We start from the raw sequence: 15,807 nt of genomic DNA, 5'->3' as shown, positions 1-15,807 counted from the left end.
CCGGGCCGGGCCAGAACGCGAACCGGGCCGGATGCTTCTTCTCGTAGTCCAGCTCGGCCTGGCGCTTCGGGATCAGCTCGACCGGTGGCTTCGACGGATCGACGGTGACGGGGTTGTTCGAGGTGAGGTCGATGCCGTCGGACGCGTCCAGGTCGGGGGTCACCGCGCCGCTGTTGGAGATGAACCCCCAGGGGTCCTTGAAGGTCGTGTCGTCGAAGATCCACACCGACCGGTCGCCGTAGAGCGCGCTCTGGCCGTTGTCCCGCCCGGCCACGCGCTGCTGCTGCCGCACCACCCCCGCCGGCGTCGCCTCGGTCAGCTTCGGCATGGCGGGCAGGGTGGTGAAGAACGGCGGCGCGCCCGCCGTCTTCGACGCGACGGGCTTCGAGGGCGCGGCCGATCCGAGCCCGCCGGACCCGACCGGCGGCGGCGATCCCGGGACCGTGGCGTGACTCGAGGCCGGCGCCGCGCCGGTCTGGGTGGTCGGGTCGCAGCCCGTCACGGCGAACAGCGCGACGACGGCGAGGCCCGTCGCGGACAGGTGTCGCAAGCTCACTGGATCTCCTTCGGACACATCGGCTCTGCGCAGACAGGAGACCGGCGCGCCCCGCGGGCCGTAACACTTTCCCGCACGCATTCACCGTGATCCATGCTGCGGGTATCCTGTCGGTGGGAGCCGCACAGCGCCGCGGACAGCCTCTGAGCTGCACCGCAGGCGCCGCCATGCACGCATTTCCGCATCGACGTGACGGAGTTCCCTGTGCAACTTTCAGCCCGTATGAGACGCCTCGCCATCGGCGCGGCAGTCGTCCTGACCGCGACCGCCGCCGCGGTCGTCGTCGCCCAGAGTCCCGCCGGCGCGCACGGCTCGGTCACCGACCCGCCGTCGCGCAACTACGGCTGCTGGGCCCGATGGGGCAGCGACTTCCAGAACCCCAACATGTCCCAGACCGACCCGATGTGCGCCCAGGCCTGGCAGGCCAACCCGGACACCATGTGGAACTGGAACGGCCTCTACCGCGAGGGCGTCGCCGGCAACCACCAGGCCGCCATCCCCGACGGCCAGCTCTGCAGCGGCGGGCGGACCCAGAACGGCCGGTACGCCTCCATGGACACCGTCGGCGCGTGGGTCGCCGCGACGAAGCCGAACAACTTCACCCTCACCCTGACCGACGCCGCCCAGCACGGGGCCGACTACCTGCGCATCTACATCACGAAGCAGGGCTTCGACCCGACGACCCAGCCGTTGACGTGGGCGAGCCTCGAACTCGTCAACAGCACCGGCCGGTACGCGCCGGCGCCGCAGTACCAGGCACAGGTCAACGCCGGTTCCCGGACGGGCCGGCACGTCATGTACACCATCTGGCAGGCGAGCCACCTCGACCAGTCCTACTACTTCTGCAGCGACGTGATCTTCACCGGTGGCACCGGGCCTTCCGGCAGCGCGTCCGCGTCGCCGTCGCGGTCCACCAGCCCGTCGGCGTCGGCGTCGGTCTCGGCGTCACCGTCGCGGTCCACCAGCGTCCCGCCGGGTGGTTGCACGGCGTCCTACGCCAAGACCAGCGAGTGGGCCGGCGGCTTCGGCGCCAACGTCACCGTCACCGCCGGCGGCGCCGGCACGAACGGCTGGACGGTCAAGCTCACCTGGGCCAACGGGCAGACGATCACATCGTCCTGGAACGCGACGATCACCTCCGCCGGGGGCGTCTCGACCGCCGTGAACGCGAGCTACAACGGCAAGCTGGGCGCCGGCCAGTCCACGAGCTTCGGCTTCAACGGCGCCTGGACCGGCACCAACACGGCCCCCACGGTCACCTGCGCCGCCAGCTGACTTGCCACGCCTAGCCTTTCGAGATAGCTTTTCAAAAAGCTTTCTTGGGAGGTGTACGTGCAACGCCAGGTACTCGTTCAGCACGCTCACGTCGTGCCCGGCAGCGGTCCCGAGCTGCCGGGCACCGACGTCCTCTGCACCGACGGGGTCATCACGGCCGTCGGTGCGGGCCTCGCGGCGCGGGCCACGCCCGGCTGCGAGGTCATCGACGCGACGGGGCTCACGGTGACCGCCGGGTTCGTCGACGCGCACCGGCACGTGTGGCAGGCGCCGCTGCGCGGTGCCGGGCCGGACCTGTCGCTGCCCGGCTACCTCAGCGAGGTGCTCGGCACCGCGCTGCCCGCGATGTCACCGACGGACGCCGGCGAGGCCACGTTCCTCGGCGCCCGCGCGGCGCTCCGCGCCGGCGTGACCACGGTGTTCGACTTCAGCAACGCCGCCGACCTGTCCCCGGCGCACGCAGCGGCGGTCATGGACGCCTTCGAACGGTCCGGTGTCAGGGCCGTGGTCGGCACGGCCTCTCCGGCCCGGACCTCCGCCGGCGCGTCCGGGAGGGTGACCGGCGCGCTGGCGATCCTCGGCCCCGAGTACGACGACTTCGACACCGCCGCCGCGCAGATCAGGCGGGGCAGGGAGCTCGGTGTCATGGTGGCGGCGCACGCGGCCGGGTCGTGCGTGCGGCGCCTGCACGACGAGGGGCTGCTCGGGCCGCACCTGCAGCTCGTGCACCTCAACGCGGTCACCACCGACGACGCGAAACTGCTCGCCGGCACCGGCACGGCAGTCGTGGTGACCCCGGCCGTCGAGGCGGCGATGGGGCACGGCGCCTCCGCGTACGCGCGGCTGGCCTCGGCCGGAGCGCACCCGGCGTTCGGCGCCGACGTCTGCGTCAACACCCCGCCGGACCTGTTCGAGCCGCTGCGGGACACGCTGCGGACCCTGCGGCTGGCCTCGCTCGCTCCGCGCGCCGGGGACCTGCTGGGTGCCGTGACGGCCGACGGAGCGAGGGCGGTGGGCCTCGGCGGCGTCGTCGGCACCGTCGAGACCGGCATGCGCGCGGACCTGCTGCTGCTGTCCGGCTTCGGGCACCTGACCGGCGACCGGGCCGGGGCGGTCGTGGCGTGCGCGACGGCCGCCGACGTGCACAGTGTGCTCGTCGACGGCCGCCTGGTGCGCTAGAACAGTGCGCTAGAAGTTGTCGGCGGTGCGGATCCGGCCGCGCAGGAACGCGCCGGACTCGCTCAGGTTCGTCCAGTTGCCGGCGGCGCAGGAACCCGGACGCAACGCGGCGCTGCTCTCGTTCGCGTCCGAGTAGGTCCAGTTCGCGTAGCTGATCTTCTTCGAGTCGAGCAGGTCCAGCCAAGCGGCACTGCTGCCCAGGTCAACCGCGCCGCCGCCGGTGTAGGTGACGGTGCCGAACTCGGTGACGAACAGCGGCAGCCGGCCCGACGCCCGCGACACCACGTTGCGGTAGCTGTCCGTGTGCGACGCGGCGTAGAAGTGGAACGTGTACATGATGTTCGACGCGTTCACCGGGTTGGCCACGATCTCGTTCTCGTCGCTGCCGTCGGACACGCCCAGCGACGACCAGCCGCGGGTGCCGACGATGACGACCGCGTCGGGGTCGGCCGCCCGGATGACCGGGATGACCTGCTCCGCGTAGGACTTGATGCCCTGCCACGACACGTTGTTGGGCTCGTTGGCGATCTCGTAGATGACGTTCTTCTTGTTCGCGTTGCGCTGGGCCACCGACGCGAAGAACGTCTTCGCCCGGTCGAGGTTGTAGTTCGGGTCGCCCGGCGTCAGCGTGTGGAAGTCGATGATCGCGTACATGCCCTTGGACTCGGCCAGGTCGACGTACTGGTTGACCTGGTTCGTGAACCCGGCCGGGTTCGTCTCGTAGCCCTGCTCCTGCACGTACATCGCGATCCGCAGCAGGTCGGCCTTCCAGTCGTCGGCGAGCGCGGCCACCGAGGCGTTGGTGACGCAGCTCGCGAACCACTGGATGCCGTGGGTGCTCATGCCCCGCAGCTGGATCGCCTTGTTGTTCTGGTTGCACAGGTTGACCCCGCACACGTGCAGCTGCCCGTTGGCGGCGAGCGGCGTGCCGCCCTGCGGCGGTGTGCTGGGGCTCGTGCTGGTGCTCGGCGAGCTCGACGGCGTCCTGCTCGGCGTCGGGCTGTTGGTGACGCCGCCGGTGCAGGTCACGCCGTTGAGGGTGAACGACGCCGGGATCGGGTTCGAGCTCGTCCAGGTGCCGTTGAAGCCGATCCCCGTCGAGGCGCCGGTGCCGAGGTTGCCGTTGTAGTCGAGGCTGCGGGCCGTGACGGCGGCACCGCTCTGGCTGAACGTCGCCGACCAGCCCTGCCCGACCTTCTGTCCCGCGTCGGGGAACGTCCAGCCGAGCGTCCAGCCGTTGACGGGGTCGCCGAGGTTGGTGATCGTGATGTTGCCGGTGAAGCCGCCCGGCCACTGGTTCGCCACGGTGTACGCGACCCGGCAGCCGCTCGCCGCGGAGGCGTTGACGGCGGGCAGGACGACGATGCCGGTGACCGCGAGGGCGGCGGCGGCGCCCACCGCGAGGAGACCACGTCTGTGCAAGACCTTCATGACCGGCGATCCTGGGCGTTTCACCAGGGTGACGCCAATTACAGGCGTGTCCCGGGACACGCTTGAACAGGTCCTTTTCCCAGCTCAACGGGGTTTGTCGTTACCACGACGAGAATGAAACGTTCATGGGAGCTACCGTTGGATGCGTGAGCGGCCCTTGGGCTGCTCACCGGTATTACAGGGTTTCGCTCTCGGCGTCGCCGGAGCGTAGCGGAGGTGGCGGCGTGAGCGGATTGCAGCGGTTTGAGAAGCGTCTCGAAGGCCTGGTCGAGGGCGCCTTCGCCAAGGTGTTCAAGGGCGTCGTCCACCCCGTCGAGATCCTCAACGCGATGCAGGGCGAGGCCAACGCCGGCAAGACCAGCATCCCCGGCGGCCGGATCCTGGTGCCCAACCGCTACGTGATCGCCCTGTCCCCCGCCGACCACGAACGGCTCGCCCCGTATGCCGCCGCCCTCGCCAAGGAGCTCGCCCAGTCCCAGGCGGAGTACATCGGCGAGCAGGGCTGGGCCGTCTACGGCGACATCCTGGTCGAGGTCTCCCGCGGCGAGAACCTGGCGTCCGGCCTGTTCCGCGTCGACGCCCAGGTCTACACCGGCGCCGACCAGCGCACCCGCCGCGGCCCCGACAGCGGCGTCCGCCTGGTCACCGACGACGGCTCCACCCACGCCGTCCAGCGCGGCAGCACCGTCATCGGCCGCGGCGACCAGGCCGACCTGCGCCTGGCCGACACCGGCGCGTCCCGCCAGCACGCCCGTCTCGACTTCGACGGCAACCAGCTCACCCTCACCGACCTCGGCTCCGCCAACGGCTCCCGCGTCAACGGCCACAAGGTCACCTCGGCGACGGTCAACCCCGGCGACGAGATCACCATCGGCACGACCCGCCTGCTGGTCCAGGTCCAAGCCGAGCCGTAAGCCGCTCTTCCGTGATCCGGAAGACCTCGTGCACCCCTGACTGCCCAAACTCTTCCGGATCACGGAAAAGCGGGCCCGCCACCTCGGAGAGGTGACGGGCCCGCCTTGGGATGAACGGTCAGCCGCCGGTGATGACGAACTGGGAACCGGGCTCCTTGACGATGTTGCCGTCGGCGGAGTTGGTGATGGTCACGTTCGTCAGGTTGGCGTTGCCGCGGGCGCCCGACATGGCGAGGATGCCCGCGCCGTTGTTGGACTTGTCGATGCGGACGTTCGTGATGGCGACGTTCGGCATGTTGCCGCCGCCGTTCTTGAACTGGATGCCGTCGTAGGTGGAGTCGTAGATGTCGGTGTCGCGGATGGTGACGCCGACGATGTCCAGGGTGGACGGGAAGAGGGTGATCGCCCCGAACTCCTGGTCCTCGTTCCAGAACACGCCGCCGCAGCGGTACAGGCCGTTGTTGGAGATGACCGTGGTGCCGCTGAAGGGCTGCGGCGAGTGGTCGGTCGCCAGCATGATGCCGGGGTAGTTCATCGTGTCGGAGACGAGGTTGTTCTCGGCGCCGTTGCCGTAGCCGCCGTAGATGGCGATGCCGTTGGCGCGCCACGGGAGCTGGACGGTGTTGTTGGTGAAGTGGTTGTCGTGCGCGATGTCCAGCGTCGCGTCCTTCACCCGCGGGTTCGCCCAGATCGCCAGGGAGTCGTCGCCGGTGGTGCGGAACGAGGAGTTGAACACCTTCGAGTTGCGGCTGCCGTTGGAGAAGTTGATGCCGTCCGCGAAGGTGTCACGGATGCGCATCCCGGTGAACTCGAGGCCGTCGGCCGGGTTCCAGTACGCCGGGGTGTCGCTGTAGTCGCGGCCGACCCAGGCGCCGACGTTGACGTGCTCGATCCAGACGTTGCTGATCTTCGTGTTCTTGCCGAAGCGGCCGTTGAGGCCGTGGCCCCGGTTGGCGCGGTTCTGGGTGCCGCCGAAGATCGCGAGGTCGGAGATCTGGGTGCTGTCGTCGATGTCGAAGCCGACGTTGCCCTCGTGCGGGTGGTTGATGTTGCCCACCACGTTCTGCGGCTCGGTCAGCGTGTAGAGCTGCGAGTGCCACATGCCGGCACCGCGGATCGTGACGTTGCGGATGCCCTTCTGGTTGTACTGGCCGCGGGTCGGGTCGACAGACAGGATCTTCTGCTCCTGCCGCCACTGCCCGGCCGGGATCCACACGCAGCTGATGACGCCGTTCATGTCGTCGTTGACGGCCCGCTGGATGGCGGCGCTGTCGTCGACACCGTCGTTGGGGATGGCGCCGTACGTGGTGATCGACGTGCAACCGGCCGGCTGGCTGAGCGCCGGCGCGACCTGCTCCAGGTCGATCAGGTCGATGTAGTAGAAGGACGCGTTGTCGCCGGCGTCGCGCTGCAGCTTGAACTTGGTGCCCACCGGGTACGAGTTGGCGAGCAGCACGTGCGACTCGTCGAACAGGCGGCGGGCGTTGGCCTGCGGCGAGTTCGACAGCGACTCGGTGTCGTCCGTCGTGCCGTACAGCCAGCTGTACTTGGACGACAGCGTGATCTTCTGGACGAAGACGTTGTTGGCGTACAGGCTGATCGTGTAGTCGGCGCCGCCGCCGGACGCGGAGTCCGGGACGGAGTTGCGCACCACGATCGAGTTCGCCTGGTTGGTCGAGGTGACCTCGACGTAGTTGCCCTGGCTGTTCAGGCGCACCGACGCGCGGCCCGAGGACTCGGTGCCGAAGTTGGTGTGCCCGAAGCTGCGCAGCGGGTCGGCGGTGACCAGGGTGCCCTGGTACAGCCCGGCCTCGGCCTCGTAGGAGGTGTACGGCACCGCGGCGCCCCGGCCGACCACGATGGACTGGGTCAGCGAGTTGTTGCTCTCGTTGGTCTCCGCGACCACGTTGGTGGCGTCGGCGGTCGCGATGATGGTCGCGCCGCCGCTGGTGGCCGTCCAGGTGCCGCTGATCGTGACGTTGGCGGTCGCGCCGGCCGCGATCGAGGCGGTGGTGCCGTTGAGCGTGGCACCGCCGACCGTCACCCGGGTGACGCTGGAGACGCCGCTGGCGGTGGTGCCGCGGTTGTTGACCGCGACGGTGAAGCTGACGGCCGCGCCGACCGCCGGGTTCGACGGGTTCGACGAGACGCTCAGCACCTGCAGGTCCGGGCCCGGCGCCTGCGAGACGACCAGCTGCGAGGTCGCGGTGAACGCGTTGTTGGACTCGTCCTGCTCGGCGACCGTGTTGGCCGGGTCGACCGTCGCGGAGACGGGGTAGCTGCCCTGCGCGCGGGTGCCGGCGTTGACCGTGACGGTGGTGGACGCGCCGGCGGCGAGCGCACCGACGTTGGCGGTCCCGGCGGAGGTCCCGCCGACGTTCACGTTGACCGTGGTGGCGGTGGATGCCGCGGTGCCGGCATTGCGTACCGTGGCCGAAACGGTGACCGCGTTGACCTCGGACGGGGTGGCCGGCGACCAGGTGAGGCCGGTGACCACGAGGTCCGGGTTGGGCGCGGGGGTGCCGATGACCTGGAGCTCGGCGACCTGGCCGCCGGGTGCGCCGTTGTTGGTGAAGATCTGCAGCTGCACGTCGGCGACGCGGCCGCTGACGGGGATCGTCACCGTGTTCTGGTTCGCCGAGGGGCTGAAGTTGTAGTCGGCGCGGGCCTTGAGCGAGGTGAAGCCGGTGGCGGACTGCTCACGGCCGAGGACCTGGATGGCCTGGGTCCGCGGGCCCCACGCGGCGTCGGGGTTGAGCTTGACGACGACCGAGCTGACGTCGGCGTTCGAGCCGAGCTTCACCGTCAGGATGCCGGGGAAGCCGCTGGACTCCCAGTAGGAGCCGACGTTGCCGTCGTTGGCGTTGGTGGCGACGAAGGTGAAGGTCGACGAGTTCGCCTCGATGGCCTTGCCCTGGGCCAGGTTCTGCCCGTTCGGCGGGGTGGTGCCGGTCCGCGTCACGTGGTTGCTCTCCGCCGACGTGTTCCCGGCCGGGTCGGTCGCCTTCACGTAGTACTCGACGGTCGCGGTGTCCGGCTGCGTGTCGGTGTACACCAGGACGGTGCCGCCGACGGTCGCCCGCAGCGAGCCGTTGGCGAAGATCTGGTAGCTGGCGATGCCCGACGCGGACGTCGACGCGGTCCAGGTCAGCCGGATCTGCCCGGAGGCCGGCTGGGTGTAGGCGAGGTTCCCCGGTGCCGTCGGCGGCTGCACGGTGCCGGCCGTGCCGTAGATCTCGAACTCCGACAGCTGCCCGGCGGGCCAGCCGTTGTTGGCGGTGATGGTGACCCGCACGTACCGGACGCTCGCGGCGGTGAAGTTGATGGTGACGACGTTCGCGGAGGCCTGGTTGAACACCCGCCCCGCCGACGCCGACAGGTCGTTGAACGTGGTGCCGTTGACGCTGCCCTGCACGGCCAGGGTCTGGGTGCGGGTGCCCCAGTTGGTGGGCAGCTTCAGGACCACCTGGTCGATCGCGGTGTTGGCCCCGAGGTCGACCTGGATCCACTGCGGGAACGCGTTGTTGGCGCTCTCCCAGTACGACGCGGCGTTGCCGTCGTTGACGTTGCCGGTGCCGTACGGGCCGTTGGAGCTGCTGGCCTGGATCTGCTTGCCGAGGGCAAGGTTCGGTCCACCGGCGGCTTCGGCGGCCGTGGGCATCGTGGCGGCGATGACCGCGGTCGCCAGGACCGCGGCGAAGAGCCGCCACCTGGGCTTTCGTGTACTCATGACGTCTTGGCCTCTCATCGGGGCGAGGGCGCGACACACCGGGCCCGCGGGGTTGGACCCTGCGGGCATGGCGGCATGGCGCTCCGGGGGTGTCGGTGCGCCCTATGGGCTGTGTGGGCTCGGCGGTAACAGCGGGTGGGTGGGACGGAGCAGGCGGTGGCGGTCGACTGCTACGCGGCTTGCACAGCGACATTCAGAATCTTGACGGGATCTGCAAAGTTCTTGCGTCGCTGGACATCCAAGATTTCAGATGGGTGCCGGTTCGTCAACATGCGCGGCAAGGAACCGTTGACAACGTATAGACAGGGTTGTTTATTGTTAGCCGCTCTGCCTATTCCCCGGCGCTCTGTGAAGGACAGCCCATGCGAAGACGAACCCTCGCGACCGTCACCGCCGCCACCGCGGCTCTGATCGCCGGCGTGCTCGTTGGCACCGGCGCCGATGCGGCAACCGCGGGTCCCATCACCGGGCTCGGCGGCAAGTGTGTGGACGTGGCCGCGGCGAGCTCCGCTAACGGCACCGCGATCCAGCTCTACGACTGCAACGGCACCGCGGCCCAGACCTGGACCGCTTCCGGCGGGGCGCTCGTGAACAGCGGCTCCGGCAAGTGCCTCGACGTGACCGCCGCGTCGACCGCGAACGGCGCGAAGATCCAGCTGTACGACTGCAACGGCTCGGCGGCGCAGCAGTGGACCGCCTCGAACGGGTCCCTGGTGAACGCCGGCTCCGGCAAGTGCCTCGACGCGACCGGGCAGAGCTCGGCGAACGGCACCCGGCTGCAGATCTGGTCCTGCACCGGCACCGCCAACCAGGCCTGGACGCTGCCCGGCGGCACCGTGCCGCCTCCAACCGGTGGGCTCAACCCCGCGGTCGCGCCGGGCGGCAACTTCGACCTGTCGATCTGGCAGCTGCAGCTGCCGGTCGGCTCCCCCGGCGCGCCGACCACCATCCCGTCGTCACAGCTGCGGGGCGCCAACGGGTACACGAACCCGGCGTACTTCTTCACCGACAAGAACGACGGCTCGATGACGTTCTGGGCCCCGGAGAAGGGCGTGACGACGCCGAACTCCAACTACGCCCGCTCCGAGCTGCGCGAGATGAACGCCAACGGCAGCGCCGCGGACTGGCGCCTGGCCGGCTCGCACCGCCTCTCCGCCACGCTGCGCATCCCGAACGTGACGAAGAACGTCTGCGTCGGCCAGGTCCACCTGGGCACCGGCGGCCCGTCCACGAAGCCCCTGCTGGAGCTGTACTACCGCCCCAACGGCGACATCTACCTCGGCACCGAGAACTCCCCCGACGGCGGCCAGACCCTCCACCTCGTCGGCAACGTCCCCCTCGGCGTGCAGTGGTCCTACGTCATCGCCATCTCCGGCGGCAACCGGATCAACCTGACCGTGAACGGCAGCACCACCAGCTATGCGATCCCCTCGTCCTTCAACCAGTACGGCATGTACTTCAAGGCCGGCTCCTACAACCAGTCCTCCTCCGACAGCACCACCAACGGCGCGAAGGTCAAGTTCTACGCATTGACCGTCTCGCACAGTTCCTAGCTGCCCCACCGCAAGCGGCGGGTCCCGCCGGGGGATTCTCACCCCGGACCCCCAATGCTCGCTGCGCTCACACAGCCGCGCGTGCCGCGCTGGCTGGGATCGCGCATACGCGCCCATCCCGTGGTCGCCCCTCCGCGCGCCACCGGTTCTGCGATCGCCCCGAGGCGATCGCGGAAGCAACGCCGGCGATCGGAGGCGGCCACGGCCGAGGGCCGGACTCCCGGGCGGAAGGCCGGCCCTCGGCGATCAGTTCATGCGGACCACATCACGCAGCCGCCGCCCGGACGACGACCTCCTCCGGGGAGAGGGGTGCCTTCGGGTGGTGGGAGAGGCACAGCGGTGCCTTCACCTTCACGAACGAGAACCCCTCTCCCGCGGCGTAGAACTCGCCGCTACCAAGCATCCCGATGTCGGGCAGCTTGCCGCCCTTGGCCAGGGCGAGCTCGCGGGCAGCGTCGATCTGCGCCGGCGAGTTCAACAGCCCGAAGAACTGCGTCGTCGCGTTGCCGGAGATCTGGTTGTGCAGCCCTTTCGGCGCCTGCGTCGCGAAGACCAGACCCAGGCCGTACTTGCGGGCCTGTGACGCGAGGGCGATCGTGCTCGCCGTGCAGGGCGTGTTTCCCGCCGACGGTGCGAGGGTCTGTGCCTCGTCCATGACGAACAGCCCGCCGAGTGGCCGGTCGCCGGCCGGGTGCCGTTTGATCCACGCGAACAGCGCCATCTGCAGCTGGTTGACGAAGCTCTGCCGCTGCTCGTCGTTCGTGAGTCCGGCGAGACTGATCACCGACACCCTGGCCCGTTTCCCCGGCGGCGGCGTCAGCAGCGCCCCAGGGTCCGCCGCGGCGCCCTTCCCCCCGAACAACGGATCGGTCACCATTGCCGCCTTCAACGTCTCGGCGGCGTCCCCGGCGAGCTTCTCCGCCTTCGCCAGCCGGCTCACCCCGTCCGGCAGCTCGGTCAGGAAATCGGTGAAGCCGCGCAGGCCGACGGTGCCGCTCTTCGCGTACGCCTGCAACGCCTCCGTCAGCACAGCCTTGCCCTGCTGCGCAGACTTCGACGGGCCCGCGACACCGGCGCGCGGCGCGAGGGCGGCGACGGCGGCGTGGACGGCGGCGTCGAACTCGTCCGGGGAGTCCCGGACGGGTCCGAAGTCCGGCAGCGGCTGGAACGCCAGTGGCCGCCCGGCGCTGACGCGCGGCGTCCAGACGACGACGTCGGTGTGGTCGAGGTAGTCGCGGGCCCTTGCCTCGTCGCCGGAGCCCCAGCCGGTGGGCGGCTCCGGCCACGGGTCGCCGAGCCGGGCGAGGTCGTTGTTGGGGTCGAGGACGATCGCGGAAACCCCGCTGCGGGCGCACTCCTCGACGAGCCGCCGGATGAGCACCGTCTTGCCGGACCCCGACCCGGCGAAGATCACCGTGTGCCGCCGCAGCGACTCCAGGTCGACCACGAACTCCCGCTGCCCGTCGGCGGTCCGCCCCAGCCCGATCGACGCTGGCGTAGTGTCCAGGGTCGGAGGTGGTTGCTGAGCGGAGGCGACCGGTTGCGACGCAAGGATGGCGGGCGTCGGCGCGGCAAACTCCCGCGCAGCGGACTCCGGCACGGCCGGCTCCTGCAGCAGCGCGGCGAACAGGGCGGTGCGGCTCGCGGGCTTCCGGGACACCAGCCATTCCTGCAGATCGGGGCGCGGCGCGGTGCGCAGGTCACGCAGCGCGGTGAAGATCTTCAGATCCTGTGGCGTCAGGGCGTGCACGACGCCGCCGCGCTCCATGAACGCCCGCAGTGTCTCGGTAGTCTTGGGGCCGGTGGGCCACGGGCCGTTACGGAGCAGGACGAGCCGGCGCTGCGGCACGGCCACGTCCAGGCCTGCCATGGTGCACGCGGCCTTGACCCGGCTGATGACCGCGACCGCGGCCTTGCTGCCGATCGCGCGGAACCCCCAGTGCGCCTCGTGCTCGGTCGACTCGTCGATCACCTGAACGAGCCGGGCATGCAGGACCGGCATCGCGGCCGGCAGCGGGTCCTGCTTGTACACGGCGCCCGTTGGCGCCTGTTCGTCGATCCACGCCGCGATCCCGGCCGCCAGCAGCACTGGCACGGCGGCGTCCTCGGTCCTCGAATCGAGGGCGTCGCCGACCTCGGCCCGGTCCACGAGCGCGGCGAACAGCGCGTCAAGGGTCTCGAACCCGGCATCCCCGACAGGTTCGGCGACGGCCCGGCCGACGGGTTCGGCGACGGCCCGGCCGACGGGTTCGGCGACGCCGCTGACGAGGCGGCTCAGTTCGCTGATCTCGTCCTGCCGTAGGCATGACTGGACGTGCTCGTCCACGATGCGCAGCAGCCTGCGGGGGGTGAGTTCCTGCGCGTCGGCGAACGCCGACGGCCGGATGGGCCAGGTCGGATACGGCGGCGCAAACCGCTGCTCGGCGTACTTGACGGCGAACCGCTTGGCGATGATCGCCTGACCGATCTCCGAACTGAGGATGTGGTCGGGCAGCCTGGTGGACCGGAAACGGTCGAGCACCGGCACCGGCGCGCACTTGCGGAGCATCTCCCAGGTGTCCGGCAGGCACGACACGACCGTCAGCGTCCGATGGGTAACTTCACGCAGCATCAGCAGGCCGTCGGCGATCGGTCCGAAGACCTGGCCCAGATCGTCTTCGACGCTTTCGTGCAGCCGGGTGAGCAGCGTGGTGCTCTGCGCGAGGACGGTGTCGATCTGGTCGAAGGCGATCACGCTCGGGGCGAGGGTGAGCGCCATGAGCCGGGAGATCTCGCGCACGATCTCCTGCGGGTTGGGCACATCGAACGCGAATCCCCACGCTTTCCGGCCAGCTGGATCACCCGGCTCGGAGATGAGGTGGGCGTAGCCGACATCCTGCGCCTCGAAATCGCGGGAGCCCCACAGGGCCAGCGCCCGCGCGGTGTCCTGGTATTGCTGTCCAACGGTCCCGTTGAACTGCCGCAACGCCAGGATGAAGGCGTCCAGTTGCGCCCGGGTCAGGTCGGCCTCACCAGCGATGGCCTCGCGGACCTCCCCTGGCAGGTTGAGGGACGCCGTCAGCCACCGAAGGAACGTCTTGAGCTGGGTGCTGTAGCCGATCGCGTCGCGGCTGAGCCCTTCGACCATGCACAGCGCGGTGCTCGCCCAGAAGTTCCTGCCGCTGGTCAGGCTGACCAGGAAGAAGAAGCCACTGTCGCGCTGGATCTTCTCGCGCACGGCACCGAGGAGGTGCGTCTTGCCAGAGCCTGCGCGGCCCTCGACGGCAACCCCGAGCGGGGTCGCGTCGTCGCCGGTGCGCGCCTTGTTCACGTTGGCCAGGATCTGGCCGGCTGCCTCCGCGTGCAGCTCCGGAATGTCGTACGGGGAGGGACGCCACACGTCCTCAGGGGTCGGCGCCGGGTTGAAGTCCAGGGCCTCCAGCGCCCGGCGCGCGTCGGCGGTGATCATGCGGCGCCGATCGCGAGCACATGGTGCGGCTCGTCGCCGAGACTCAGCGACGCCGCCCGTTCCCGGTCACTCAGGGCCTTCGTGTTGGCGACGGGGATGATCCGGACACCGCGTTGGCGGGCCATGGCCCGCAGCGTGGTGTCGAGGTCGGTCCGGTCCACGCCGTCGAGGGCGTCGCGGAGATCGGCGAGGCTGACCCACTCGCCCGGACCCGGTGTGAGCTTGTCGTATCCTAGCCGCACCTTCGACTCGAGGTCCACGGTGGGCCCCTCGCCGGGTTCCTCGGTGGTGCGGGTGAAGAACATGGCGTGGCTGGAGCGGCCCTGCAGCGCCCGGTCGATGTTCGTCAGCAGCGTCACCAGGGACCGGACCGCGGACGTGGTGCGGGCCGGCGGGGTCCGGATCCGCTGGACGACAGCCCAGCCCTGATCGGTCAGCTCGTGCGCGAACGGCCGCTGCGTGCGGTCCGTCTCGACCAGGCCGAGCCCGACGAGCTTCTTGTTGTCGGCGCCGGTGAGTGCGAACCCGGCCAGGGTCTTGAGCTCGGTGTTGTTCAGCGGGCGGGCCTCGGCCATCAGCACGACCAGGGCGAGGAGCTGGGTTCCGGTGAGGGCGGGGACCTCTTCAGTGCTCGGCATGGGCGATCCTCTCCTTGACTGACCGTCGTTGGTGCAGCAGTTGGCGCAGCTTCTCGACCACGGCGCCGGGGTCGGCGAGGACCTGGTCGTTGGTGAAGCGCAGGACGTCGTGGCCGTGTAGTTGCAGGTGCACGTCGCGTTGCCGGTCGTCGGCGAAGCGCAGCGGCTGCCGGTGCTCGGGCCCGTCGACCTCGACGACGACGCCGTCGGCGGGCCAGCACAGGTCGAGGCGGTAGGTGAGGCCGAGCAGCGGCCCGTCGTAGGTGTGGTTCCAGCGCCGGTCGCGGGCCCACTCGTGCGGGGCGAGCGCGCGTTCCAGGGTGCTCTCGGCGGCGCTGTCGTGGCGCGGCTGCCCGGACAGCGGCGGGAACGTGAACACCGGCACCGGTTCGGTGCCGGTGGGAGGGTCCAGGTGTTGCGCCTGCGCGGCGAGGCCGGTCAGGTGCGGTGGCAGGATGAGCGGCACCGGGCGGATCCGGTCGACGGTGTCCAGGGGCGCCCCGGCGAGCCAGACGGTGAGCCGGCCGCAGTGCGCGAGCCACTCGGCGGCGTGGGTGAGCGAGGCCTGCGAGGCTGGGCCGAGGCCGGTGGGGACGTGGACGAGCAGCGCGGTGCCGTCACGGCCGTAGGCGTCGGCGACAACCCTGGCGAGGCCGGCGGCGCGGACCTCGGCGGGGAACCGGAGCCGGCCGCTGGCACGGCCACGCAGGGCGCGTTCGGCGAGGTCGGCGAGGAACGGCCCGAAGGTGCGGGACCGGGAAGCGGCCTCGGCGGCCAGCGCCCGGACCGCGGGGACGCCGTATCCCTGCGGTCCCTCGAGGTGTTCGGCACCGGGCAGCCAGGCGGGGAACAGGGCGAGGGCGGCGCGGTCGAGCTCGCCGAGGAGCACGTCGACCGGGTCGCCGACCGTGCCGGCGGTGGGGTGGAATTGGACCACCGCGGGCGCGCCGTCGGGCAGCGGGTCGAGGTCGACGGCGAGCAGCTCCGGGTCGACCCCGGCCAGGTAGCTGGCCCGCGACGGGGGTGGGACCTCCCACCACCGCGCCACCGGCGAACCTCGCCTCATGGTCAACTACGCTACCG

General features: G+C 70.4%; 9 protein-coding genes and 1 pseudogene. 4 read left to right on the top strand and 6 right to left on the bottom strand.

All coding sequences use genetic code 11. The annotated features are described in order from the left end of the window. Positions 1-556 (bottom strand): annotated as a pseudogene (locus tag Dsi01nite_RS03910) (hypothetical protein); the annotation flags it as partial. Positions 557-778: 222 nt separating this feature from the next. On the opposite strand from Dsi01nite_RS03910, the gene Dsi01nite_RS03905 reads away from it, so the two are divergent. Together Dsi01nite_RS03905 and Dsi01nite_RS03900 are read left to right on the top strand one after the other, a co-directional pair. Then, complete coding sequence (locus Dsi01nite_RS03905; RefSeq protein ID WP_203844607.1) at positions 779-1,831, top strand: lytic polysaccharide monooxygenase auxiliary activity family 9 protein; 1,053 nt, start codon at positions 779-781, stop codon at positions 1,829-1,831. A gap of 93 nt (positions 1,832-1,924) precedes the next feature. Beyond that, positions 1,925-3,010 carry an amidohydrolase family protein gene (locus Dsi01nite_RS03900; protein ID WP_203844606.1) on the top strand — a complete coding sequence of 362 codons (1,086 nt, stop codon included), beginning with the start codon at positions 1,925-1,927 and terminating at the stop codon, positions 3,008-3,010. Between the two features lie 9 nt (positions 3,011-3,019). Here Dsi01nite_RS03900 and Dsi01nite_RS03895 read toward each other — a convergent pair whose 3' ends face one another. After that, entirely contained in the window at positions 3,020-4,441 is a 1,422-nt protein-coding gene (locus Dsi01nite_RS03895; RefSeq protein ID WP_203844605.1) for a cellulase family glycosylhydrolase, read from the bottom strand. A gap of 224 nt (positions 4,442-4,665) precedes the next feature. Between Dsi01nite_RS03895 and Dsi01nite_RS03890 the strand changes: the two genes are divergently transcribed. Next, positions 4,666-5,355: an FHA domain-containing protein gene (locus Dsi01nite_RS03890; RefSeq protein ID WP_239135661.1), complete on the top strand. Its 690-nt coding sequence runs from the start codon at positions 4,666-4,668 to the stop codon at positions 5,353-5,355. Positions 5,356-5,473: 118 nt separating this feature from the next. Here the strand turns inward: Dsi01nite_RS03890 and Dsi01nite_RS03885 are convergent, their stop codons facing one another. After that, positions 5,474-9,085: a CARDB domain-containing protein gene (locus Dsi01nite_RS03885; RefSeq protein WP_203844603.1), complete on the bottom strand. Its 3,612-nt coding sequence runs from the start codon at positions 9,083-9,085 to the stop codon at positions 5,474-5,476. Positions 9,086-9,447: 362 nt separating this feature from the next. On the opposite strand from Dsi01nite_RS03885, the gene Dsi01nite_RS03880 reads away from it, so the two are divergent. Next, entirely contained in the window at positions 9,448-10,638 is a 1,191-nt protein-coding gene (locus tag Dsi01nite_RS03880; protein ID WP_239135660.1) for a polysaccharide lyase family 7 protein, read from the top strand. Between the two features lie 265 nt (positions 10,639-10,903). Here Dsi01nite_RS03880 and Dsi01nite_RS03875 read toward each other — a convergent pair whose 3' ends face one another. From Dsi01nite_RS03875 to Dsi01nite_RS03865, 3 genes are read right to left on the bottom strand one after another with little or no spacing between them, the layout of a single operon-like run. Then, entirely contained in the window at positions 10,904-14,086 is a 3,183-nt protein-coding gene (locus tag Dsi01nite_RS03875; RefSeq protein ID WP_203844602.1) for a helicase HerA domain-containing protein, read from the bottom strand. After that, positions 14,083-14,724, bottom strand: coding sequence for a hypothetical protein (locus Dsi01nite_RS03870; RefSeq protein ID WP_203844601.1), 642 nt, complete (start codon positions 14,722-14,724; stop codon positions 14,083-14,085). The genes Dsi01nite_RS03875 and Dsi01nite_RS03870 overlap by 4 nt, the downstream gene beginning before the upstream one ends. Further along, the gene (locus Dsi01nite_RS03865) at positions 14,711-15,790 is read right to left on the bottom strand and encodes an endonuclease domain-containing protein (RefSeq protein ID WP_203844600.1); all 1,080 of its coding nucleotides are present in this window, start codon (positions 15,788-15,790) and stop codon (positions 14,711-14,713) included. The genes Dsi01nite_RS03870 and Dsi01nite_RS03865 overlap by 14 nt, the downstream gene beginning before the upstream one ends. Positions 15,791-15,807 lie beyond the last annotated feature (17 nt).

It is taken from the genome of Dactylosporangium siamense (assembly GCF_016862795.1).
GTDB classification, from domain to species: domain Bacteria; phylum Actinomycetota; class Actinomycetes; order Mycobacteriales; family Micromonosporaceae; genus Dactylosporangium; species Dactylosporangium siamense.
This window is presented reverse-complemented; position numbering and strand designations above follow the sequence as displayed.

Coding starts and splice junctions, on each gene's coding strand:
- Dsi01nite_RS03905 (WP_203844607.1), top strand. CDS start 779: ATGAGACGCCTCGCCATCGGCGCGGCAGTCGTCCTGACCGCGACCGCC.
- Dsi01nite_RS03895 (WP_203844605.1), bottom strand. CDS start 4,441: ATGAAGGTCTTGCACAGACGTGGTCTCCTCGCGGTGGGCGCCGCCGCC.
- Dsi01nite_RS03885 (WP_203844603.1), bottom strand. CDS start 9,085: ATGAGTACACGAAAGCCCAGGTGGCGGCTCTTCGCCGCGGTCCTGGCG.
- Dsi01nite_RS03880 (WP_239135660.1), top strand. CDS start 9,448: ATGCGAAGACGAACCCTCGCGACCGTCACCGCCGCCACCGCGGCTCTG.
- Dsi01nite_RS03875 (WP_203844602.1), bottom strand. CDS start 14,086: ATGATCACCGCCGACGCGCGCCGGGCGCTGGAGGCCCTGGACTTCAAC.
- Dsi01nite_RS03870 (WP_203844601.1), bottom strand. CDS start 14,724: ATGCCGAGCACTGAAGAGGTCCCCGCCCTCACCGGAACCCAGCTCCTC.
- Dsi01nite_RS03865 (WP_203844600.1), bottom strand. CDS start 15,790: ATGAGGCGAGGTTCGCCGGTGGCGCGGTGGTGGGAGGTCCCACCCCCG.